This window comes from Rhizobium tibeticum, assembly GCF_900110205.1.
Taxonomy (GTDB): domain Bacteria; phylum Pseudomonadota; class Alphaproteobacteria; order Rhizobiales; family Rhizobiaceae; genus Rhizobium; species Rhizobium tibeticum.
This window is the reverse complement of record NZ_FOCV01000011.1, coordinates 43,580-61,954: the sequence shown is the minus strand read 5'-3', so window position 1 is coordinate 61,954 and position 18,375 is coordinate 43,580. Positions and strand designations below refer to the sequence as shown.

The following is an 18,375-nucleotide window of genomic DNA, read 5'->3' as shown; positions in this document are numbered from 1 at the left end:
TTATGTTCCCCCTTAACGGACTGCCGCCTGATCGGCGAGAGACTGATTGATCGATGCGCCGTACTGCGACTGCAGCAGGTTGACCATCTGATCGAGAATATCATCGCCGGCAGCGTTTGCCGTTGCTGTGATCTGCTGGTCCTGATTGTTGAGCACGTCACTCGTCGGTTCCGTATTCACTTCAGTCACCTTGAGAAGAATTTGCGTCGTCGGGTCGCCGCCGACGGCATTGGCAACCGTGTCCATCGGGCCGGAGAAAGCAGCGGTAACACCGCCACGACCGAGAACCGCATCATCGGTCCCGCGGGCAATGCCGGTCTTGCTTTCGACAATTATGCCAAGCGGCGCAGCGATATCAGCCAGCGATGTTCCCTTCTGGGCTTGCTGCTTCAGTTCTTCGGCTTTCTTGGCAAGTTCAAGCTTCTGCTGCTCAGCAGTCCAGTCAGCGACCGCCTTGTCCTGGACCTCGCTGAGGGGGCGGTCGCGCTCCGGCGTAACGTCGCGGACGTCAAACCAGAGATAACCGTCAGTACCGATCGATAGGGAGGGAGCGTCGGCGCCGGCATCCGTCCTGAAAGCCGCGCCAAGAACCTGCTGCTTGGCCGGAATATCCTTGACCTCGTTGCCATTCTTGTCGAGACCGGTGGCATCGACGGCGTCGACCACAACAGCCTTGAGCTTGAGCTGCTCTGCAATCTGTTCCAGCGTCGAACCGGAGCCGCGCAGATCCTCGATCTGATCATGTACGTTAATGAGTTCCTGCGAAGCGTTGGAAACGGCGAGCTGCTTGCGGATCTCGTCCTTGACATCATCAAGGCTTTTGACACTCTCGGGCTTGATGTTGCTGACGCGGAGGACAACCGGGCCGAAGGTGCCATCGACAACAGGCGTCGTTCCACCGTCTTTTGAGACTGCAAAGGCCGCATCCGCAACAGCTTGATCTGGAACCTTGTCCTTGGAGAACTCGCCCAAGAATACGTCGGCTGACGTCTTGCCCTGGTCGGTCACCAGCTGATCGAAAGTCGTGCCGGTTTTCAGCGCGGCCTCGGCGGCATTGGCGAGATCCTTGTTCTGGAAGGTCAGTTGCTCGATCGTGCGGGTCTCTGGTGTGCGGAAGCTGTCCTTCCGCTTGTCGAAGTCCTCGCGGATCTGATCATCCGTGACGGAGGCGGCATCGGCGATATCCTCCGGCTGCAGCTTGAGGAAAGCGACCTTGCGGTATTCCGGTGCGCGATAGCGCGTCTTGGCACCTTCAAACCACTTGGCAAGCACATCCTCGGCGGGCGCCTTGATCGGCTCGATATTGGCATTGGTCAGCAACAGGTAATCGATGCCGCGGCTTTCCTGGCGATAGAGCTTGAGCGCATCGACGAGTGTCTTCGGCGCCGTGAAGCCGTTCGAGACAGCATCGACAATCTGGCTGCGAACGGCGACCTTGCTGCGCTCCTTGATGTAGTCATCCTCGCGGATGCCGGCATTGCGAAGTCGCGACGTAAAGAGGGTGCGATCGAACTGACCGTTGACGGCCTTGAAAGCCGGATCGTCGCCGATCAGTTGCGCAAGCCGATCCTGCGATAGGCCGAGGTTCATGTCATCGGCCAACTGATCTAGCGACGCGCCGGCAACCAGCTGCGCCAATACCTGCTGTTCGATGCCAAAGGCGCGAGCCTGATCGGGCGTCAGCCGCATACCGAACTGCTGGCTGAGATTTGCGACCTGCCGCTGGTAGGCCAAACGGAATTCGTTGACCTCGACGTGCTGGTCTCCGACGCTGACGACCGTCGTGCTATTGCCGCCTGATATGAGCGAGCGTGACACACCCCAGATGCCGAAAGAGGCGACCAGAAGCAGCATGAGGAGCTTAGCAACCCAGGTGTGAGCAGCTCTTCTCAGAAGATCGAACATCGAAACGCAAACCTCGCATTATATTCGCCCGTTCGCGGGCAAAGCATTCGACGTTCCTTAGAACAAAGCCGGCAGGAAATGAAGGGTTATCGCGCGAAAACATCTGCGCTATATCTCCAACCACACAGAAGCGCTCGGCGCAGCAAAAGACACCGGATATCGGAACCTTTCCCAGGGCTAATTCGTTGAACAGCATCCGGAAAAAGAGGAGCAGACCATGGCCGATATGAAAACCGCCTCCGCCCAGTCCGCAACCGCGCGTGTGAAGGCGGAGATCGCGGCAGACGATCTTTCCGCACAGGTCGCAGCATTGCACGAAGACCTTGCACGCCTGTCCGATAGCGTTGTGGCGCTTGGACACGGTGCCAAGACCGCCGTCGCCGATGAGGCTTCGGTCATGACGGAACGCCTGCGCGATAAGGTAAGGGAGGAGCCTATCTTCGCGCTCGCCGTGACAGCCGGCGTCGCTTATCTTTTCGGATTGATGAGCCGTCGATAAAATCGATCGGCATTTGACGAACCGAGGGCCGGGCGTGCTGACGCCCGGCTTTTGATTTTGCGTTACCGCCTAGCGGCGAATGATCCGGCCAACAGCGATGAGCAGGCAGGCGCCGACAAAGCCGGCGATCAGATAGCCGAGCCAGCCAGCCAGCGCGATGCCCAATCCTGAGAGTACGGCATTTGCGACGATCGCGCCCACGATGCCGAGTATGATATTCATCAACAGCCCCATGTTGCTGTTCATGAACTTTTCCGCGAGCCACCCGGCAATACCCCCGATAATGATAGCGGCTACCCAACCTACGCCTGCGTCTTCCATATGATTTTCCTTCCAGAGAAACTACGAAGTCAGCGCTCGAGGCAAAAATTGAGGTCCTGCTTTGATGGCCCGGCGGTGCGCGGCACGACAGACATGTGATTTGGCAATGTAGGATAGGTTCGCAGCGCAAATGGTGGCGTAAATGTCTATGCCGGCACTCAGACTCAATTCGCCTGCAAGAAAGATAGGCGATCCATTTGGTTACGCAACGCAAATGTGTTCGCCCGAAAACAAGCGCGACGGCAGAGAAACCCATCCGGCCTTCCTCAAGTCCACCTCAAACCCGCTCACCCAATGATGCTGGACGAGGACGCTCCGTCCACGATGTCGAAAAACACAACTACTGGACGTTTTTCTTAAAACACTCGACGCTGTGTCGAGTATGCCATGAGGGGTCCTGAGGAGTTCAAGTGGGACGGATGCAATGCCTCCCTAGGCGCGCATTTTGTGAGGCATACATCTTCAACTGCATTTGCGAGATGAACATTGAGACGAGAGGGTCATCATATCTTAACGATCGCGTCGAAATGCATACCAATTGTCATAGTTTGCGCCTTATCAGCCCTGTAATAACAATACCAATATGCGATCAGTTTGTTCGTGGAGACGGGTGCCCGTGCCGTCGTCGGCACGCGGCTCGCAAGATCGACGATGCTCTGGTGATGGATTTGTTGGTTGATTATGCCGTGAATCGTTTTGCCGACGCCGCTTATGTAATCGAAAAAGCTCATTCTCAACGAAATTGCGGCTTTCCTTAAGCATTTGCTTGCTCAACCTGCAATCTATGTCATGGTAGCTTCCTTCACATGAGAGGGGTTCCAGCTATGATCAATCTACAGTCGGTTCGTGATGACGCCACCCATGATCAACGTCTGCTCGATTGCCGTGCCGATGTTGAACCGGCACTCCATCAGATCATCCGCGATGCGCAGCAAAAGGGGTGGGCGCCTGCGGAAGTGGCGATGGCAATAGCGGATGCGGCGGATGACTACATTCTGTTGCTGGCCAGCCGGAAGGCGACGTCACATTGATAATGCGTCACATTAACAATGGGGCAAGGAAACGAACAATCTGCGGACAGGTAGCCATAGGGAAACCAGCACGTGCCCGCAGAGAAGACTGCCATACCTGCTGCCGCCACGGCCGGTGCAATAAATAGCGTTCAAACACGCCAGAACGAGCTTGATTTTCTTGGAGCGTCGGGTTCGAACGGCGACCTACCGATTAAGATCAGGTGAGATTCGTTTTATCGCATTTCACATCTTTGAAGTGCGGATTTATCCATAGACCCACAATTTGCCTACGTCTGACGTGCGCCGCCGGTGAAGTCGATGCCGCCCTGCCTGATCGCCCAGCAAAAAGGCGCCACGTGGCAAAGGCGCTACAGGGACACATAATATTTGCGGCGCTCCTTTGACAAAGCAAAATTGGATTGCGGGCATCACGCGGTCACGGTAGGCGGGCCAGTTACAGGTGCCTTCCCTCCGAGTTTAATGGATTTCCGCACAAAATGAGCTCAAAGTTACTTTATCGATTCTTCGATTTCTTTAGCGCATCCAAATCCAAGTATCGAAATCACGTCGTACCGTTCCCGACAGATTCGCAAATCATCATATCGCCGAACGCCCACGGGAAAATTGTCGGCTTTTTTACTTCCGATACGTTCTATGAGCATGAAGCCGCACGGATGGTAGCATCCGCCAAGCGCCTTGGGCTGCTCGTTCACACCACTGTGGTGGACAGTACCGGCAGTTGGGTGCGCAACGCAGCGCTCAAGCCCACGTTTCTCCTAGAGGCGCGAAGGGAGCATCGCGGCCCATTGCTTTATGTGGATGTGGATGCTGTTTTTCACCGAGATCCTTGGCCGGTTATGAGGACATTCAGCGGTTTATCGGGAGGAGGACCGGCTGATTTCAGCAACTATCCTACTGCATGACACGCCGGCGACGCTGCGCCTATTGGAAGCATGGAAAGAACGGTGCGACCAGGATCCTGAAATATGGGATCAAATTATCCTCCAAGAAATTCTTGATGAGGATCGCGCAAGCGAGAGCCCGCAATATCAGGTTGGCGAACTACCCCCTTCGTTTTGTTGGATCTTCGATCGGCTTTCAAACGCAAAGACCGATGCAGTCTACATCGAGCAACTGCAGGCAAGCCGGCAGGCCAAGGCCCACGAGAAGCCCGGTCGCAATAAAAGGCTCGAGCGACGCAAGGAGCGCATCGAAACGATCGAGAAGATCCTCGCACCTTTCCTGAATGCAAATATCGACGAACGGCCGAAGCCATGAAGCGATCCCCCGGGCGTTGCCGAGAATAACCGAGCAATGGCGAAAGGGTCCCGGCGCTGGGAGCGTTCGAGCCTTCTTGTGCTGGTGCCTAGGGGCTTGAAGCCAGCGCCCGCAACTACCTGTCAGAGTGATTGCGTCAACATGACCCAAAAATCTGCAGAAGTTCCTTCGTTTAAGCAGTAGACCCAACGGAGGGGGAAGGGTCTCAACGCCGGACCAACACCAGCTGTCTGCGCGAATGCCGGGGCTTTTCTCACCCAATGCCAAAGAAATGCAAAAAGACCGCCCCATCTCACCGTCGTGGCGAAACGACATGGAAGCAAACCCGAAGTCTTTCGTAAGCCACTGATTTTATTGGTGAGAGCGTCGGGGTTCGAACCCGAGACCTACTGATTAAAAGTCAGTTGCTCTACCAGCTGAGCTACGCTCTCCCTGTTGCCGAGTGGTTCGCCCGGCTGGAAGTGCGCGGAACATATGCAGGCGCCCCATTGCGGTCAACCAAAAAATCATCGTTCCCTGTGCATTAGGCACATTTCTTGCGCCTGGGCCTGAAAGGCAGCCCGCCAGCCTGCCGGCTTCATTTCCATCGACCAAGCTGCGGCTATCATCCTGATCGCGCGAGCCCAGCATTTTGCAATTGTGCAAGGACCATAAAAGAAAAGCGCCCGAAGGCGCTTTGTCAAAGTTGGGGGAAACGAGATCATGAACCGGACGGGCGAAAGCTCGAGTGCCGTTTCGTTGGCCACCCGGGGAAAGCGGAAAAATCCGGGCATTCTTTCGCGCCGCCGCGTCCGCTTGGCGCGGCTCACAATCTCGCCTTATAAATGCGCGAGGGGGCAGAAGGTTCCCAAAAAAAAATTAATTGAATCAAGCCTTTCGGATGACCGTTCAACACCTTCACAAAGTCACGCGACGCTCTAGCTAGCCCCTTGTGCAAGCAAGGGAGAATGCGAATGACCAGCGTGACTACATCGACGCCGACGACCCGAAAAGTGTTGCGCGGACGGCCTTATAGTCTCGGTGAGTTTGCCAGGAAATATCGCCTGGAGGAAACCGAAGCAAAGCGGCTCTATGAAAAATTCGGGCCATCTGCCACAGAGCTCGATCTGCTGATGGCCGCCAAGCGTCGCATGCCGGCTCACTGATGACTTTATCAACGCGCATCCGCGTCGGACTGTGCGCATGTAGCGACTGCCGCAAGTCGAGCGGAGTCGTTTTCGTCGCCTTTGCAGTTTAGCCGAGATCATCGTTCTATCAATGAGGGGAAACATCCATCTACGCGGGTCGCAGCTTCTGTCCGCGATGTGGCGGGCGTCTCTTCTGCCTTAGCGCCAGGTTCACAGAGGTCCGAATTGGTTCGCTGGACGACGCTCCGAACGATCTCCAACTCAAGAGGTTTGGATCAAGCGACGCGAAACCTGGCTGCGCCCAATAGAGGGCGCCGGGCAATACGAAGCGGATGCCTTAGGCGCCATGGATCCTACGAAAAACTGAACTCTCATTACCAAGATTTCATTTCATTCCATCGCCATTTCGTGCCAATCCGGGCCGATGCTAATCCGCCGTTCAGCTTCGACATGCTCATCTTGCTGACGGCTGCATTGGCAGCATGTTGCGAGGCCGGAATGAACGACGTCAAGGATATGCACGAAACCAAGTCGACAAAGGCGAGCGCCGAACTGGCTGCCGTTCTTGCGGCCTCACGCAAACAGTCCAAAGGCCGTTGGCGTGGTCGCCTATTGGTATTGCTTCTGCTGATTCTTGCCGCTGGCGCCGCCGCCTACTTTTATTCACGGCGAGAAGAAAACCCATACAGCTATGCCACGCAGCCGATCAAGCGCGGCGACCTAACCGTGCTGGTGACGGCAACGGGATCGGTGCAACCAACAGAACAGGTGGATATATCAAGCGAGCTGTCCGGCACGGTTCGCGACGTCAACGTCGACTATAACAGCGAAGTCAAGGCCGGCGAGGTTCTTGCTGCTCTCGATACGAACAAGCTCGAGGCCGACGTGAAGAGTTCGCGGGCGAAGCTCGATTCGGCCAAAGCGAACGTGGTGAAAGCAACGGCTGACCTTGAGTCGGCCCAGAGTTCGTTCCAACGCTTTCGTAACCTGGTGCAAAGCAACGTTTCGACACAGCAGAGCCTCGAAGATGCGCGCTACAAGTTCGATTCCGCGGTCGCCGCGAAGGACATCAACGTCGCCGCCGTGCTCTCGGCGGAAGCCGATCTACAACTCGCCGAGGTCAACCTCGCTAAGGCGAAGATCGTCTCGCCGATCAACGGCGTGATTCTCACGCGTTCGGTCGATCCGGGCGCCACGGTCGCAGCGTCGCTTTCGGCGCCGGTGCTGTTTGTCATTGCTGGCGATTTGAGGAAGATGGAGCTTCAGGTCGACGTCGACGAAGCCGATGTCGGCCAGATCGCGGTCGGCCAGAAGGCCACATTCACGGTCGACGCCTATCCCAATCGGACCTTTCCGGCTGAGATCAAGCAGATCCGATTTGCGTCCGAGACGACGAACAACGTCGTAACCTACAAGGCGATTCTCTCCGTCGACAATGCCGACTTGTTGTTGCGTCCCGGCATGACTGCCACGGCCGACGTCACCGTGGAGGCGGTCAAGAATACCCTGATGCTTCCCAATTCGGCGCTGCGCTATGCACCCCCTGCTGCCGAGACTTCCCGTGGCCGCGGCATCTTCGGCCTTTTAAGACCACCGCGGATGGGGCCGCGGACCGGCAACCAGGGCGAAGCCCTGACCGGAGCGAAGCGGCGCGTATGGGTGCTGACGGCTGGCAAACCGACAGCGGTGGTCATCCAAGTGGGGTCCTCTGACGGGCAATTCACTCAGATCGTTTCCGGTGACCTGAAGGAAAACGATGCCGTGATTACCGACGCTACCGCGCAGGCGAAGTAGGCGAGGCTCAAGATGACGAGCCCGCCACTCATCGAATTCAAGCAGGTCTCCAAGATCTACGGTCAGGGGGAGGCGGCAATCCGCGCCCTCGATCGGGTTGATCTGGCGATCCGGGAGCATGAATTCGTCGCCATCATGGGACCCTCCGGCTCGGGCAAATCGACGGCGATGAACATTCTTGGCTGTCTTGATGTGCCGAGCGCCGGCGATTACAGTTTCCAAGGCGTGTCGACACAGGGCTTCGACCGCAGCCAACTGACCTTGCTGCGCCGCCATATGCTCGGCTTCGTGTTCCAGGGGTTCAACCTGCTGTCGCGCACCTCGGCTTTGGAAAATGTCGAGCTGCCGCTGATCTACCGCGGCATGCATGCGAGCGAGCGTCACCGCAAAGCCAAGGAGGCGCTCGGACTTGTGGGTCTTTCAGGGCGCGAGCATCACAAGACGCAGGAGCTCTCCGGCGGCCAGCAGCAACGCGTCGCCATTGCCCGGGCGATTGTGACGGAACCCTCGCTACTTCTGGCGGACGAACCAACCGGCAATCTCGATACCAAGACCAGCGTTGAGATCATGGACTTGATGACGCGATTGAATCGCGAACAGGGCATTACGATCGTCATGGTCACGCACGAGCCTGATATTGCTGCCTACGCCCAGCGCCTGCTGCGCTTTATCGACGGCAGGCTCGAGACGGAAGTCGAGCATCGCGGGAGGGCGGACCATGTTCTTTGAGACGCTGAAACTTGCGCTGCGCGCAATCAGCCGAAACATGCTCCGGTCGTTCCTCACGGTGCTCGGCGTCGTCATCGGCGTCGCGGCCGTCATCGCGTTGGTAACGATCGGCAACGGCACGACCGCCCAGGTCTCGGCAGAGCTTTCACGGCTCGGCACCAACATGCTATTTGCACGTCCGGGTCAGTTTGGCCCCGGCCGTGCGAGTTCGGAGGCCCGCCGCTTTACGATCAAGGACGTCGACGCCATCCGCGATCAGGTTAACGGCCTGCGTGCCACTGCGCCGCTCAATCAAACGACAGCAACGGCCATCTACGGCGGGCAGAGCCATTCGACGACCGTGATGGGGACGACCAACGACTATTTCATCGCCCAGGACTGGGACATGGCAATCGGTCGCATCTTCGACGCGGCAGAGGAACGTGGGCGCCCGCGCTGCATCCTCGGCGAGACCGTGCGTTCGCGGCTCTTCGGCGGCGCAGACCCCACCGGCCAGCAGATTCGTGTCGGCAAGGTTTCGTGTAGCGTCATCGGCGTCCTTGCCAAGCGCGGCCAGTCGGGCATGGGCAACGATCAGGACGACGTCATCATCATGCCCGTCAAGGTTTATCAGCGCCGGGTCGGCGGCAAAGCGAACGCCAATGTCCAGATGATCGTGATTTCGGCGCGCGACGGTGTCTCTACGACCAAAGTTCAGGACGAAACCGAAAACCTGCTCCGTGAGCGGCGCAAGATCATCCCCGGCCGCGAAGATGACTTCAGCGTCAATGACATGACGCAGATTGCCGAAGCGATGACGGGCACCACCACGCTGCTGACCAGCCTGCTGGGAGCGGTCGCCGCGATCAGCCTGCTCGTCGGCGGGATCGGGATCATGAACATCATGCTGGTGTCAGTGACGGAGCGCACCCGGGAGATCGGCATACGCCTGGCGATCGGCGCGCTAGAAAACCAGGTGCTGCTTCAGTTCCTTGTCGAGGCGGTGGCACTATCGGTATTCGGTGGCGTGGCCGGGATCCTGTTGGGGGTCGGCCTCGGCTATGGGGCAGTGACCGTCCTCAATGTGCCTTTCGTGGTCAGCCCCATGATGATCGCGGTGGCGTTCGCGTTCTCTGCCGCAATCGGGATGGTCTTCGGCTATTTCCCCGCACGCCGTGCGGCACAACTCAACCCGATCGAGGCTCTGAGACACGAGTGAGCAGCCGCTCGCGGCTAGGCTCCCGACAGTTAACGAACCTAAGAGCATCGTAGGACAGGAGCGTTCTTGCCTGACCGCTCCTGCGCAGCCAACCCATTTCCGTTTGCCGTTTCTGAAGGATTGGAACGCCCTGAGCGGGAGAACCATCGCCCTCGAATGATCCACTCTCGGCGCCAGCTTGCCGTACGAGAGCACACTGATATATCATCGACTTTACAGTCGCCTTCGCGACCCGCCGACATTTTCCGAAGCCACGGATCCGCGAATGCAGAATTCACTTAGTCACCTTGCCTATCTCACCCTGGAACATGCGATCGTGACGCTGACGTTGCAGCCGGGCGCCTTGGTCACCGAGAAGCACCTGATCGACCTTGCGGGGCACGGGCGTACGCCGGTACGCGAGGCAATCCAGAAGCTGGCATGGCAGGGGCTGATCGTGGTGAAGCCGCGTGTCGGGTTGCAGGTGGCCGAGATCAAGCCGACTGACCATGAGAATGTGATGCAGGTTCGCCGAGAGCTCGAGCCGATCGCGGCCGCACTGGCTGCCGACTTTGCCACATCAGAGCAGCGCAAAGAGCTGGGCGAATGCGCTCAGGCGATGGAAGTTTGCGCCGCGACCGGCGACCTGGCGGCATTCTTCGCCGCGGACAAGGCCTTTGACGAAATTCTCGAAGAAGCCTGCCCCAACGCCTTCATCACGTCAGCCCTTGGACCGGTTCAGACCCATTCGCGTCGGCTCTGGTCGGCGTCCACCAATCCCGGCAGAATGGATCAATCCATCTCGCTGCACATGGCAGTCATGCGGGCCATCCAGCAGGGCAAGTCAAAGGGCGCCGGCCAAGCGATGAGCGCACTGATCAAGTATCTCAGCAGCCATAATTGAAAACGGCCCGGATGAGGGGCCGTAAATTAAGCGCGTCGTGGCGGGGCTTTAACCGACAAATGCACGTTCGATGACGAACTCCGCCGGCTTGCTGTTTGCGCCCTCGTTGAGGCCGGCCTTTTCCAGCAGATCCTTGGTGTCCTTCAGCATTGCAGAGGAACCGCAAATCATGCCGCGATCGATTGACGGATCGAGCGGCGGAACACCGAGATCCGTGAAAAGCTTGCCTGACGCAATTAGATCGGTGATGCGGCCGCGATAATCGAAATCCTCGCGGGTGACCGTCGCATAGTGGCGGAGCTTGTCGCCGACGACTTCCTGCAGAAGATTGTCGCTCTTGATCTCCTCGACGAGATCGAAGCCGTACTTCAGCTCCGCAACGTCGCGGGTCGTATGGGTGAGGATGATTTCCTCATACTTCTCATAGGTTTCGGGATCGCGGATCAGGCTCGCGAAGGGCGCGATTCCGGTTCCGGTCGAGAACATATAGAGGCGACGGCCGGGTGTGAGCGCGTCGAGCACCAGTGTGCCCGTGGGCTTCTTGCGCATCAGGACCTGGTCGCCCGGCTTGATCGCCTGCAGATGCGAGGTCAGCGGGCCGTCCGGCACCTTGATCGAGAAGAATTCGAGCTCTTCAGCCCAGGCGGGGCTAGCGATCGAATAGGCGCGGAAAATGGGCTTGCCTTCGACCATAAGGCCGATCATCGCGAATTCGCCGGACCGGAAACGGAAACCCTGCGGGCGCGTCATCGTGAACCGGAACAAGCGATCCGTATAATGCGTCACGCTAAGGACGGTCTCGGCATAGACTCCAGCCGGAATCGGGGAGGTGAAGTCTTCGGTCTTTGCAGGGGCGTTCATTTCGGTATCGGGTCCCGTATTCGTCGCACAATGTTTTCGATGCCAGCGAGATATTACAAATAGTGCTGCGATTAAAGGTATTCCATTCTTTCTCAAGCAACTTGCACGAAATATGCGTGTCATCATCAGGATTCCGGCGCCTTGCGACGCTTCGTAGCTTTTGCGCTGGCGAAGCGAAGCAAAGGATGCATATTAGGCAAAAACCGCGCCTGCCGGGCGTGGACGCCATAGGCTGCTCGGGGAAACATGAAGATTTTCAATTACAAGCGCGTACCTTACGCAGAGATGCGCGCATTTTCGGTCCATATTCTGACGGCGTCCGGCTCCTTCCTAGCGTTTCTCGGCGTGGTCGCTGCTGCCGAACATCGTTTCATCGACATGTTCTGGTGGCTCGGCCTTGCACTTCTCGTTGACGGCATTGATGGACCGATCGCCCGCAAGGTCAGTGTCAAGGAAGTGCTGCCAAACTGGTCGGGCGATACACTCGACAATATCATAGACTATGTGACCTATGTCCTACTGCCAGCCTTTGCGCTCTATCAGAGCGGCATGATCGGCGAACCATGGTCCTTCGTGGCGGCAGGCATGATCGTCGTATCAAGCGCAATCTACTACGCTGATACCGGCATGAAGACTGACGAGTACTTCTTCTCGGGCTTCCCGGTGGTCTGGAACATGATCGTCTTTACGCTTTTCGTGATCGATGCCAGCGCGATCACAGCACTTGCCGTCGTCATCGTTTCCGTCATCCTCACCTTCCTTCCGATCAATTTTCTCCACCCCGTCCGGGTCGAGCGTCTGCGGCCGCTCAACCTCGGCGTCTTCTTCGTATGGTCGGCGCTCGCAATGTATGCGCTTCTGATGCATTTCGCCGTCCCGCAATGGGCGCTTGTCCTCTTTATCCTCAGCGGTATCTACCTCTACTGCATCGGCGCCGTGCTGCAGTTCTTCCCGGCGCTTGGGCGCCGCGATTAGGAGAAGGCGATGGCAAAGACGCAGGCGGTCTCATTCCGCATGACCGGCGGACCCGAAGTTCTCGAACACATCGATATCAACCTGCCGCCACCCGGTGCAGGAGAAGTGCAGATCAAACACGCTGCCATCGGTCTCAATTTCATTGATATCTACTTCCGGACAGGCCTCTACAAGGCGCCGCATCTGCCTTTCGTGACGGGCAAGGAAGCGGCCGGCACCGTAACCGCGGTCGGACCTGGCGTTGAAGATTTCAAGATTGGCGATCGCGTCGCCTATGCGGGCTCGGACGGCGCTTACAGCGTCGAGCGAAACATCGAAACGAAGCACCTCGTCAAGGTTCCGGATGGAATTCCCCTAGAAACTGCAGCCTCGATGATGCTGAAGGGGATGACCGCGCAATATCTGCTCAACCGGACGTACAAGGTTGGACCGGGTACCGCGGTTCTATTCCACGCGGCAGCCGGCGGCGTCGGTCTCATTGCCGGCCAATGGGCCAAAGCGCTCGGCGCAACCGTGATCGGCACCGCGGGGTCGGACAGCAAGGTGCGTTTTGCACTCGAGCATGGCTACGATCACGTCATCAACTACAATACCGAGAATTTCGCAGAGCGTGTGCGCGAAATCACCGGTGGCGCTGGCGTCCACGTCGTCTATGACTCGATCGGCCGCGACACGTTTCCGCAATCGCTGGATTGCCTGAGACGGCTCGGTATGTTCGTCTCATTCGGCCAGTCCTCGGGGCCGATCGAGAACTTCACGCTCGCCATGCTCGCACAGAAAGGATCGCTGTTTGCAACGCGGCCCACACTTTTCACATACATCGCCACACACGAAGAGCTAACCAATTGTGCAAACGCGTTATTTGATGTTGTTTTGAGCAACAAAGTGCGTATCAGTATCAACCAAACCTATCCATTGCGTGACGTCGGGCGGGCTCACATGGATCTGGAATCCAGAAAAACTACCGGAACTACGCTGCTGATCCCATAATGACCCGAACGGGCACGGTCGGCAGAGAGAAATGAGGGGAACGTGTCGTTATCTGATGTGCCGGGTTCCGGTGCGTTACTGTCGGTCCAGCAACTGACGAAACTCTTCGGCAGCTTTGCTGCCTGCGACCACATCGACCTCGATATTGCCCCCGGCGAAATCCATGCTCTCCTTGGTGAAAACGGCGCCGGCAAATCGACGCTCGTCAAGATGCTGTTCGGCGTGCTCGAGCCGACCGAGGGCAACATCCTGTGGGAAGGCCAACCGGTTTCGATCGGTTCGCCAGGCGACGCCCGCAAGCTCGGCATCGGCATGGTCTTTCAGCATTTCTCGCTCTTCGAGGCGTTGACGGTCGCTGAAAACATCGCGCTTTCGCTCGATGACAGCATTCCGATCGGCAGGATCGCGGAAGAGGCAAGGGCGCTCTCGCGCGCCTATGGCCTGCCGCTCGACCCCCATGTCCACGTCGCTGATCTTTCCGTCGGCGAACGCCAGCGCATCGAGATTGTGCGCGCGCTGCTGCAAAATCCCAAGCTCATCATCCTCGACGAGCCGACTTCGGTGCTGACGCCGCAGGAGGCCGACAGACTTTTCGAAACACTTTTCAAGCTGAAGGCGGAGGGCAAATCGGTCCTCTACATCAGCCATCGGCTGGAGGAGGTGCAGCGCATCTGTGATCGCGCGACTGTGCTGCGCAACGGCAGGGTCACGGGCGCCTGCGATCCGCGTCAGGAGACGCCGGCTTCTCTTGCGCGCATGATGGTTGGCAGCGACGTCGCGACGGTTACGCATCCCGACCGCGGCAACAAGGGCGATGTGCAACTTTCGGTCACCAATCTTTCCGTTGCCGCACGCACTCCCTTTGCAATGCCACTCAGGGAGGTGTCTCTGGCCGTCCGTTCCGGCGAGATCCTGGCGATCGCGGGTGTTGCCGGCAATGGACAGGGCGAACTCTTCGACGCTCTTTCGGGAGAATATCCAGTGAGTTCGCCGGACGCGATTACGATCCGCAAGAAAGCCGTCGGTACCCAGGGCATCACAGCTCGGCGCCTACTTGGCGCCGGCTTTGTGCCGGAAGAGCGCCACGGCCACGCGGCCGTCTCAGCCATGAAGCTCTCCGACAATCTCGTGCTGGCACGCAGCCAATCCGACCGCAGAGCCTTTCTTGGCGGCGCTTTTCTCAAGGTGATCCGCCGCGGCGCGGTCATGACCGCGACCAAGCGGATCACCGACGCGATGGATGTGCGCAAGAGCGGCGAGGACCCGGCGGCAGCCTCGCTTTCAGGGGGAAACCTGCAGAAGTTCATCGTTGGCCGCGAGCTTGACCGGCAACCAGCGGTTCTCGTCGTCAATCAACCGACATGGGGCGTCGACGCGGGAGCGGCGAGCCGCATTCGTCAGGCACTAGTCGATCTGGCGCGCAACGGCTCGGCAGTCGTCGTCATCAGCCAGGACCTTGACGAAATATTCGAAGTCGCAACGGAGATTGCCGTGATTTCCGAGGGGCGGCTTTCGCAACCTTTCCCGGCGGGAGAACTGTCACGTGAGAAGATTGGTCTTTTGATGGGCGGTCTGCACGAAAGCAAGACCGCGTCGGAGACCGCCAATGCGCATTGAACTCGAAAAGCGGCCGCAAGCATCGAAGCTCTATGGCTTGGTGTCGCCTTTGCTGGCATTGCTGCTGACGCTGCTCGCCGGGGCGATCATGTTTGCCATTCTAGGCAAGGACCCGATCGAGGCACTGGACGCGTTTTTCCTTGAGCCGTTGCTGGAAGTCTGGTCGCTGCACGAACTTGCGGTGAAGGCAGCGCCGCTGATCATGATTGGCGTCGGGCTGGCCGTCTGCTATCGCTCCAACAACTGGAATATCGGCGCCGAGGGACAGTTTACGATCGGTGCGATCACGGGCTCCATTCTGCCGATCCTGTTCACGGAGTGGCATTCGCCGATGGTGCTGCCCTTGATGCTCATCATGGGCGCGACCGGCGGCGCTTTGTTTGCGGCCATTCCAGCGCTGCTGAAGGCGCATTTCAATACCAACGAAATACTGACGAGCCTGATGCTCGTCTATATCGCACAGCTCTTCCTCGATTGGCTGATCCGCGGCGCCTGGCGCAATCCTCAGGGCTTCAACTTTCCAGAAAGCGTGCCGTTTCCGCCGGAAGCTACGCTGCCGGCGATCTGGGAAGAATCCGGCCGCGCCCATTGGGCCTTCGTTTTTGCGATTGTCGCTGCGCTTCTCGTTTGGTTCATGCTCAAGTACACGCTGAGAGGGTTTGAGATCGTCGTTCTCGGACAGTCCGAACGGGCAGGACGCTTCGCCGGTTTTTCGTCGAAGAAGATGATCTGGTTCAGCTTTCTATTTTCGGGGGCGCTTGCCGGACTTGCCGGCATTTCGGAAGTCTCCGGATCGATCGGACATCTGCAGCCTGCGATTTCTCCCGGCTATGGTTTCACGGCGATCATCGTCGCGTTTCTCGGACGGCTGAATCCACTCGGTATCGTCGCATCCGGCCTTGTGCTCGCGCTGACCTACCTCGGCGGCGAGGCTGCGCAGCTGTCGCTCGGCGTGTCCGATAAGGTGACCCGCGTCTTCCAGGGATTGCTGCTCTTCTTCGTGCTCTCGTGTGACACCCTCATCTATTACAAGATCCGCATCATCTGGTCGCGGGTCCGGGGAGGCGTCGCATGAGCATCTTCGAAGCGATTCTGCTGACCGTCATTACTGCGTCGACGCCGCTGGTCATTGCCGCGCTTGGCGAACTCGTCGCCGAGCGGTCCGGCGTTCTCAATCTCGGCGTCGAAGGCATGATGATCATGGGGGCCGTTGCAGCCTTCGCGAGCGCGCAAATGACCGGCTCTCCCTATATCGGGCTGCTGGGCGGCATTGTCGCCGGCGCGCTGTTCTCGCTGCTCTTCGGCTTTCTCACTCTGACGCTGGTTGCCAACCAAGTCGCAACCGGCTTGGCACTAACCATCCTCGGACTTGGCGTTTCGGGAATGCTGGGTGAGGGCTATGTGAGCGTACCTGGCGTTCGCCTAGCGCCAATCGTCGTCCCTTACCTTTCCGACATTCCGCTCATCGGATCTGTGCTGTTCCGTCAGGACCTGACCTTTTATCTGTCGCTCGCATTGCTGTTTGGCGTGAGCTGGTTCCTGTTCCGCAGCCGCACCGGCCTGAAGCTGCGCGCAATCGGCGATAGTCACGGGTCGGCCCATGCTCTCGGCATCAGTGTTATCCGTACACGCTACCTCGCGGTCATGTTCGGTGGCGCCTGCGCGGGACTAGCGGGAGCGCAGCTTTCTCTCGTCTATACGCCGCAATGGGTGGAGAACATGTCTTCCGGCCGCGGTTGGATCACGCTTGCACTCGTCGTCTTCGCATCCTGGCGTCCATGGCGGGTTTTTGCCGGCGGCTATCTGTTTGGCGCTGTGACGATCCTGCAGCTTCACGCCCAGGCTTTCGGCGTCGGTATCCCGGCTCAGTTCCTGTCAATGCTGCCCTATGCAGCCACTATTGTGGTTCTTGTCATCATTTCTCATAATCGGCGCACGACGTTGATCAACACGCCCGCGTCGCTGGGAAAACCGTTCGTGCCGGAGCGCTAAGCAAAAGAATGAGACGCGTTTCCGGAAGCTTCAACCAACAGGGGTTATCATGAAAAAACTAGCACTTGCACTTGCCGCATCGGCTGCCGCCGTCCTGAGCCTCGGCTCTGTGGCGCAGGCTGCGGACAAGACCAAAGTCTGCTTCGTCTATGTCGGATCACACACCGACGGCGGCTATTCGCAGGCTCACGATCTCGGTCGCCAGCAGATCCAGAAGGAATTCGGCGACAAGATCGACACGCCTTACCTTGAGAACGTGCCGGAAGGCCCCGACGCCGAGCGTGCCATCGAGCGTCTCGCCCGTTCGGGCTGCAAGCTGATCTTCACGACGTCCTTCGGTTTCATGGACGCCACCGTAAAGGTCGCAGCGAAGTTCCCGAACGTGAAGTTCGAGCATGGTACCGGCTACAAATCCGGCCCGAATCTCGCGACCTACAACTCGCGCTTCTATGAAGGCCGTTACATCCTCGGTCAGATCGCAGCCAAGACATCGAAGAACCACGGCGCTGCCTACATCGCCTCCTTCCCGATTCCGGAAGTCGTCATGGGCATCAACGCCTTCGAGCAGGGCGCCCGCTCAATCGATCCCGACTTCAAGCTGAAGGTCATCTGGGTGAATACCTGGTTCGACCCGGGCAAGGAAGCCGATGCCGCAAAAGCCATGGTCGACCAGGGCGTCGACGTACTGACGCAGCACACGGATACGACCGCTCCGATGCAGGTTGCTGAGGAACGCGGAATTCATGCGTTCGGTCAGGCCTCCGACATGATCGCAGCCGGTCCGAAGGCTCAGCTGACGGCAATTGTCGACACCTGGGGCAACTACTACTCCAAGCGCGTTCACGCGCTGCTGGACGGCACCTGGAAGTCCGAGCAGAGCTGGGATGGCCTGAAGGACGGCATCCTCAAGATGGCCGACTACACCAACATGCCTGATGACGTGAAGAAGATCGCTCAGGAAACCGAAGCCAAGATCAAGTCGGGCGAATTGCATCCCTTCACCGGCCCGATCAACAAGCAGGACGGTACTCCCTGGCTCAAGGCCGGCGAGAAGGCTGACGACGGCACGCTGCTTGGTATGAACTTCTACATCGAAGGCGTAGACGACAAACTGCCGAAGTGATTTCGGCAAGCAATTAGCAGGTGCGAAAAGGCGCTCGTTTCGAGCGCCTTTTTTGCTGCATCGCATACCA

At 58.3% G+C, this 18,375-nt stretch carries 17 protein-coding genes, 1 tRNA gene and 1 pseudogene; 15 read left to right on the top strand and 4 right to left on the bottom strand.

Going from position 1 to position 18,375, the window contains the following annotated elements; translation table 11 throughout:
• Positions 1-12 precede the first annotated feature (12 nt).
• On the bottom strand, positions 13-1,905 hold the full coding sequence (locus BSG20_RS13945) for a peptidylprolyl isomerase (RefSeq protein WP_072376308.1): 1,893 nt from the start codon (positions 1,903-1,905) through the stop codon (positions 13-15).
• A 217-nt stretch (positions 1,906-2,122) separates the two neighbouring features.
• Between BSG20_RS13945 and BSG20_RS13940 the strand changes: the two genes are divergently transcribed.
• The gene (locus BSG20_RS13940) at positions 2,123-2,404 is read left to right on the top strand and encodes a hypothetical protein (RefSeq protein WP_072376310.1); all 282 of its coding nucleotides are present in this window, start codon (positions 2,123-2,125) and stop codon (positions 2,402-2,404) included.
• A gap of 69 nt (positions 2,405-2,473) precedes the next feature.
• Here BSG20_RS13940 and BSG20_RS13935 read toward each other — a convergent pair whose 3' ends face one another.
• Entirely contained in the window at positions 2,474-2,725 is a 252-nt protein-coding gene (locus tag BSG20_RS13935; protein WP_024314835.1) for a GlsB/YeaQ/YmgE family stress response membrane protein, read from the bottom strand.
• A gap of 824 nt (positions 2,726-3,549) precedes the next feature.
• Between BSG20_RS13935 and BSG20_RS13925 the strand changes: the two genes are divergently transcribed.
• Entirely contained in the window at positions 3,550-3,756 is a 207-nt protein-coding gene (locus BSG20_RS13925) for a hypothetical protein (RefSeq protein ID WP_024314837.1), read from the top strand.
• A gap of 479 nt (positions 3,757-4,235) precedes the next feature.
• A complete protein-coding gene (locus tag BSG20_RS37400; RefSeq protein ID WP_244541334.1) occupies positions 4,236-4,661 on the top strand; it encodes a hypothetical protein in 426 nt (141 codons plus the stop codon).
• A 710-nt stretch (positions 4,662-5,371) separates the two neighbouring features.
• On the opposite strand, the gene BSG20_RS13915 is transcribed toward BSG20_RS37400, so the two are convergent.
• Positions 5,372-5,447: transfer RNA gene (locus BSG20_RS13915), tRNA-Lys, on the bottom strand.
• 522 nt (positions 5,448-5,969) lie between these two features.
• Between BSG20_RS13915 and BSG20_RS13905 the strand changes: the two genes are divergently transcribed.
• The 6 genes and pseudogenes from BSG20_RS13905 to BSG20_RS13885 all read left to right on the top strand — a co-directional run bounded on the left by BSG20_RS13905 (position 5,970) and on the right by BSG20_RS13885 (position 10,747).
• Positions 5,970-6,161: a hypothetical protein gene (locus BSG20_RS13905; RefSeq protein ID WP_024314839.1), complete on the top strand. Its 192-nt coding sequence runs from the start codon at positions 5,970-5,972 to the stop codon at positions 6,159-6,161.
• Between the two features lie 17 nt (positions 6,162-6,178).
• Positions 6,179-6,510 (top strand): annotated as a pseudogene (locus BSG20_RS37390) (GFA family protein); the annotation flags it as partial.
• Between the two features lie 131 nt (positions 6,511-6,641).
• Positions 6,642-7,937 carry an efflux RND transporter periplasmic adaptor subunit gene (locus BSG20_RS13900; protein ID WP_072376414.1) on the top strand — a complete coding sequence of 432 codons (1,296 nt, stop codon included), beginning with the start codon at positions 6,642-6,644 and terminating at the stop codon, positions 7,935-7,937.
• A 12-nt stretch (positions 7,938-7,949) separates the two neighbouring features.
• On the top strand, positions 7,950-8,666 hold the full coding sequence (locus tag BSG20_RS13895) for an ABC transporter ATP-binding protein (protein ID WP_072376316.1): 717 nt from the start codon (positions 7,950-7,952) through the stop codon (positions 8,664-8,666).
• The gene (locus BSG20_RS13890; RefSeq protein WP_072376318.1) at positions 8,656-9,864 is read left to right on the top strand and encodes an ABC transporter permease; all 1,209 of its coding nucleotides are present in this window, start codon (positions 8,656-8,658) and stop codon (positions 9,862-9,864) included. Before BSG20_RS13895 ends, BSG20_RS13890 begins: the two co-directional genes overlap by 11 nt.
• 265 nt (positions 9,865-10,129) lie before the next feature.
• Positions 10,130-10,747, top strand: a complete 618-nt coding sequence (locus tag BSG20_RS13885) for a GntR family transcriptional regulator (protein WP_072376320.1) — start codon at positions 10,130-10,132, stop codon at positions 10,745-10,747.
• Between the two features lie 48 nt (positions 10,748-10,795).
• Here the strand turns inward: BSG20_RS13885 and BSG20_RS13880 are convergent, their stop codons facing one another.
• Positions 10,796-11,608: a ferredoxin--NADP reductase gene (locus BSG20_RS13880; RefSeq protein WP_072376322.1), complete on the bottom strand. Its 813-nt coding sequence runs from the start codon at positions 11,606-11,608 to the stop codon at positions 10,796-10,798.
• Between the two features lie 246 nt (positions 11,609-11,854).
• Between BSG20_RS13880 and pcsA the strand changes: the two genes are divergently transcribed.
• From pcsA to BSG20_RS13850, 6 genes are read left to right on the top strand one after another with little or no spacing between them, the layout of a single operon-like run.
• The gene (pcsA, locus tag BSG20_RS13875) at positions 11,855-12,583 is read left to right on the top strand and encodes a phosphatidylcholine synthase (RefSeq protein WP_072376324.1); all 729 of its coding nucleotides are present in this window, start codon (positions 11,855-11,857) and stop codon (positions 12,581-12,583) included.
• Between the two features lie 9 nt (positions 12,584-12,592).
• Positions 12,593-13,573, top strand: coding sequence for a quinone oxidoreductase family protein (locus BSG20_RS13870; protein WP_072376326.1), 981 nt, complete (start codon positions 12,593-12,595; stop codon positions 13,571-13,573).
• Between the two features lie 42 nt (positions 13,574-13,615).
• Complete coding sequence (locus BSG20_RS13865) at positions 13,616-15,190, top strand: ABC transporter ATP-binding protein (protein ID WP_072376328.1); 1,575 nt, start codon at positions 13,616-13,618, stop codon at positions 15,188-15,190.
• Complete coding sequence (locus BSG20_RS13860) at positions 15,180-16,265, top strand: ABC transporter permease (RefSeq protein ID WP_072376330.1); 1,086 nt, start codon at positions 15,180-15,182, stop codon at positions 16,263-16,265. Before BSG20_RS13865 ends, BSG20_RS13860 begins: the two co-directional genes overlap by 11 nt.
• A complete protein-coding gene (locus BSG20_RS13855) occupies positions 16,262-17,182 on the top strand; it encodes an ABC transporter permease (RefSeq protein WP_072376332.1) in 921 nt (306 codons plus the stop codon). The genes BSG20_RS13860 and BSG20_RS13855 overlap by 4 nt, the downstream gene beginning before the upstream one ends.
• Positions 17,183-17,231: 49 nt before the next feature.
• On the top strand, positions 17,232-18,305 hold the full coding sequence (locus BSG20_RS13850) for a BMP family ABC transporter substrate-binding protein (RefSeq protein ID WP_072376334.1): 1,074 nt from the start codon (positions 17,232-17,234) through the stop codon (positions 18,303-18,305).
• The last annotated feature ends 70 nt before the right edge of the window (positions 18,306-18,375 follow it).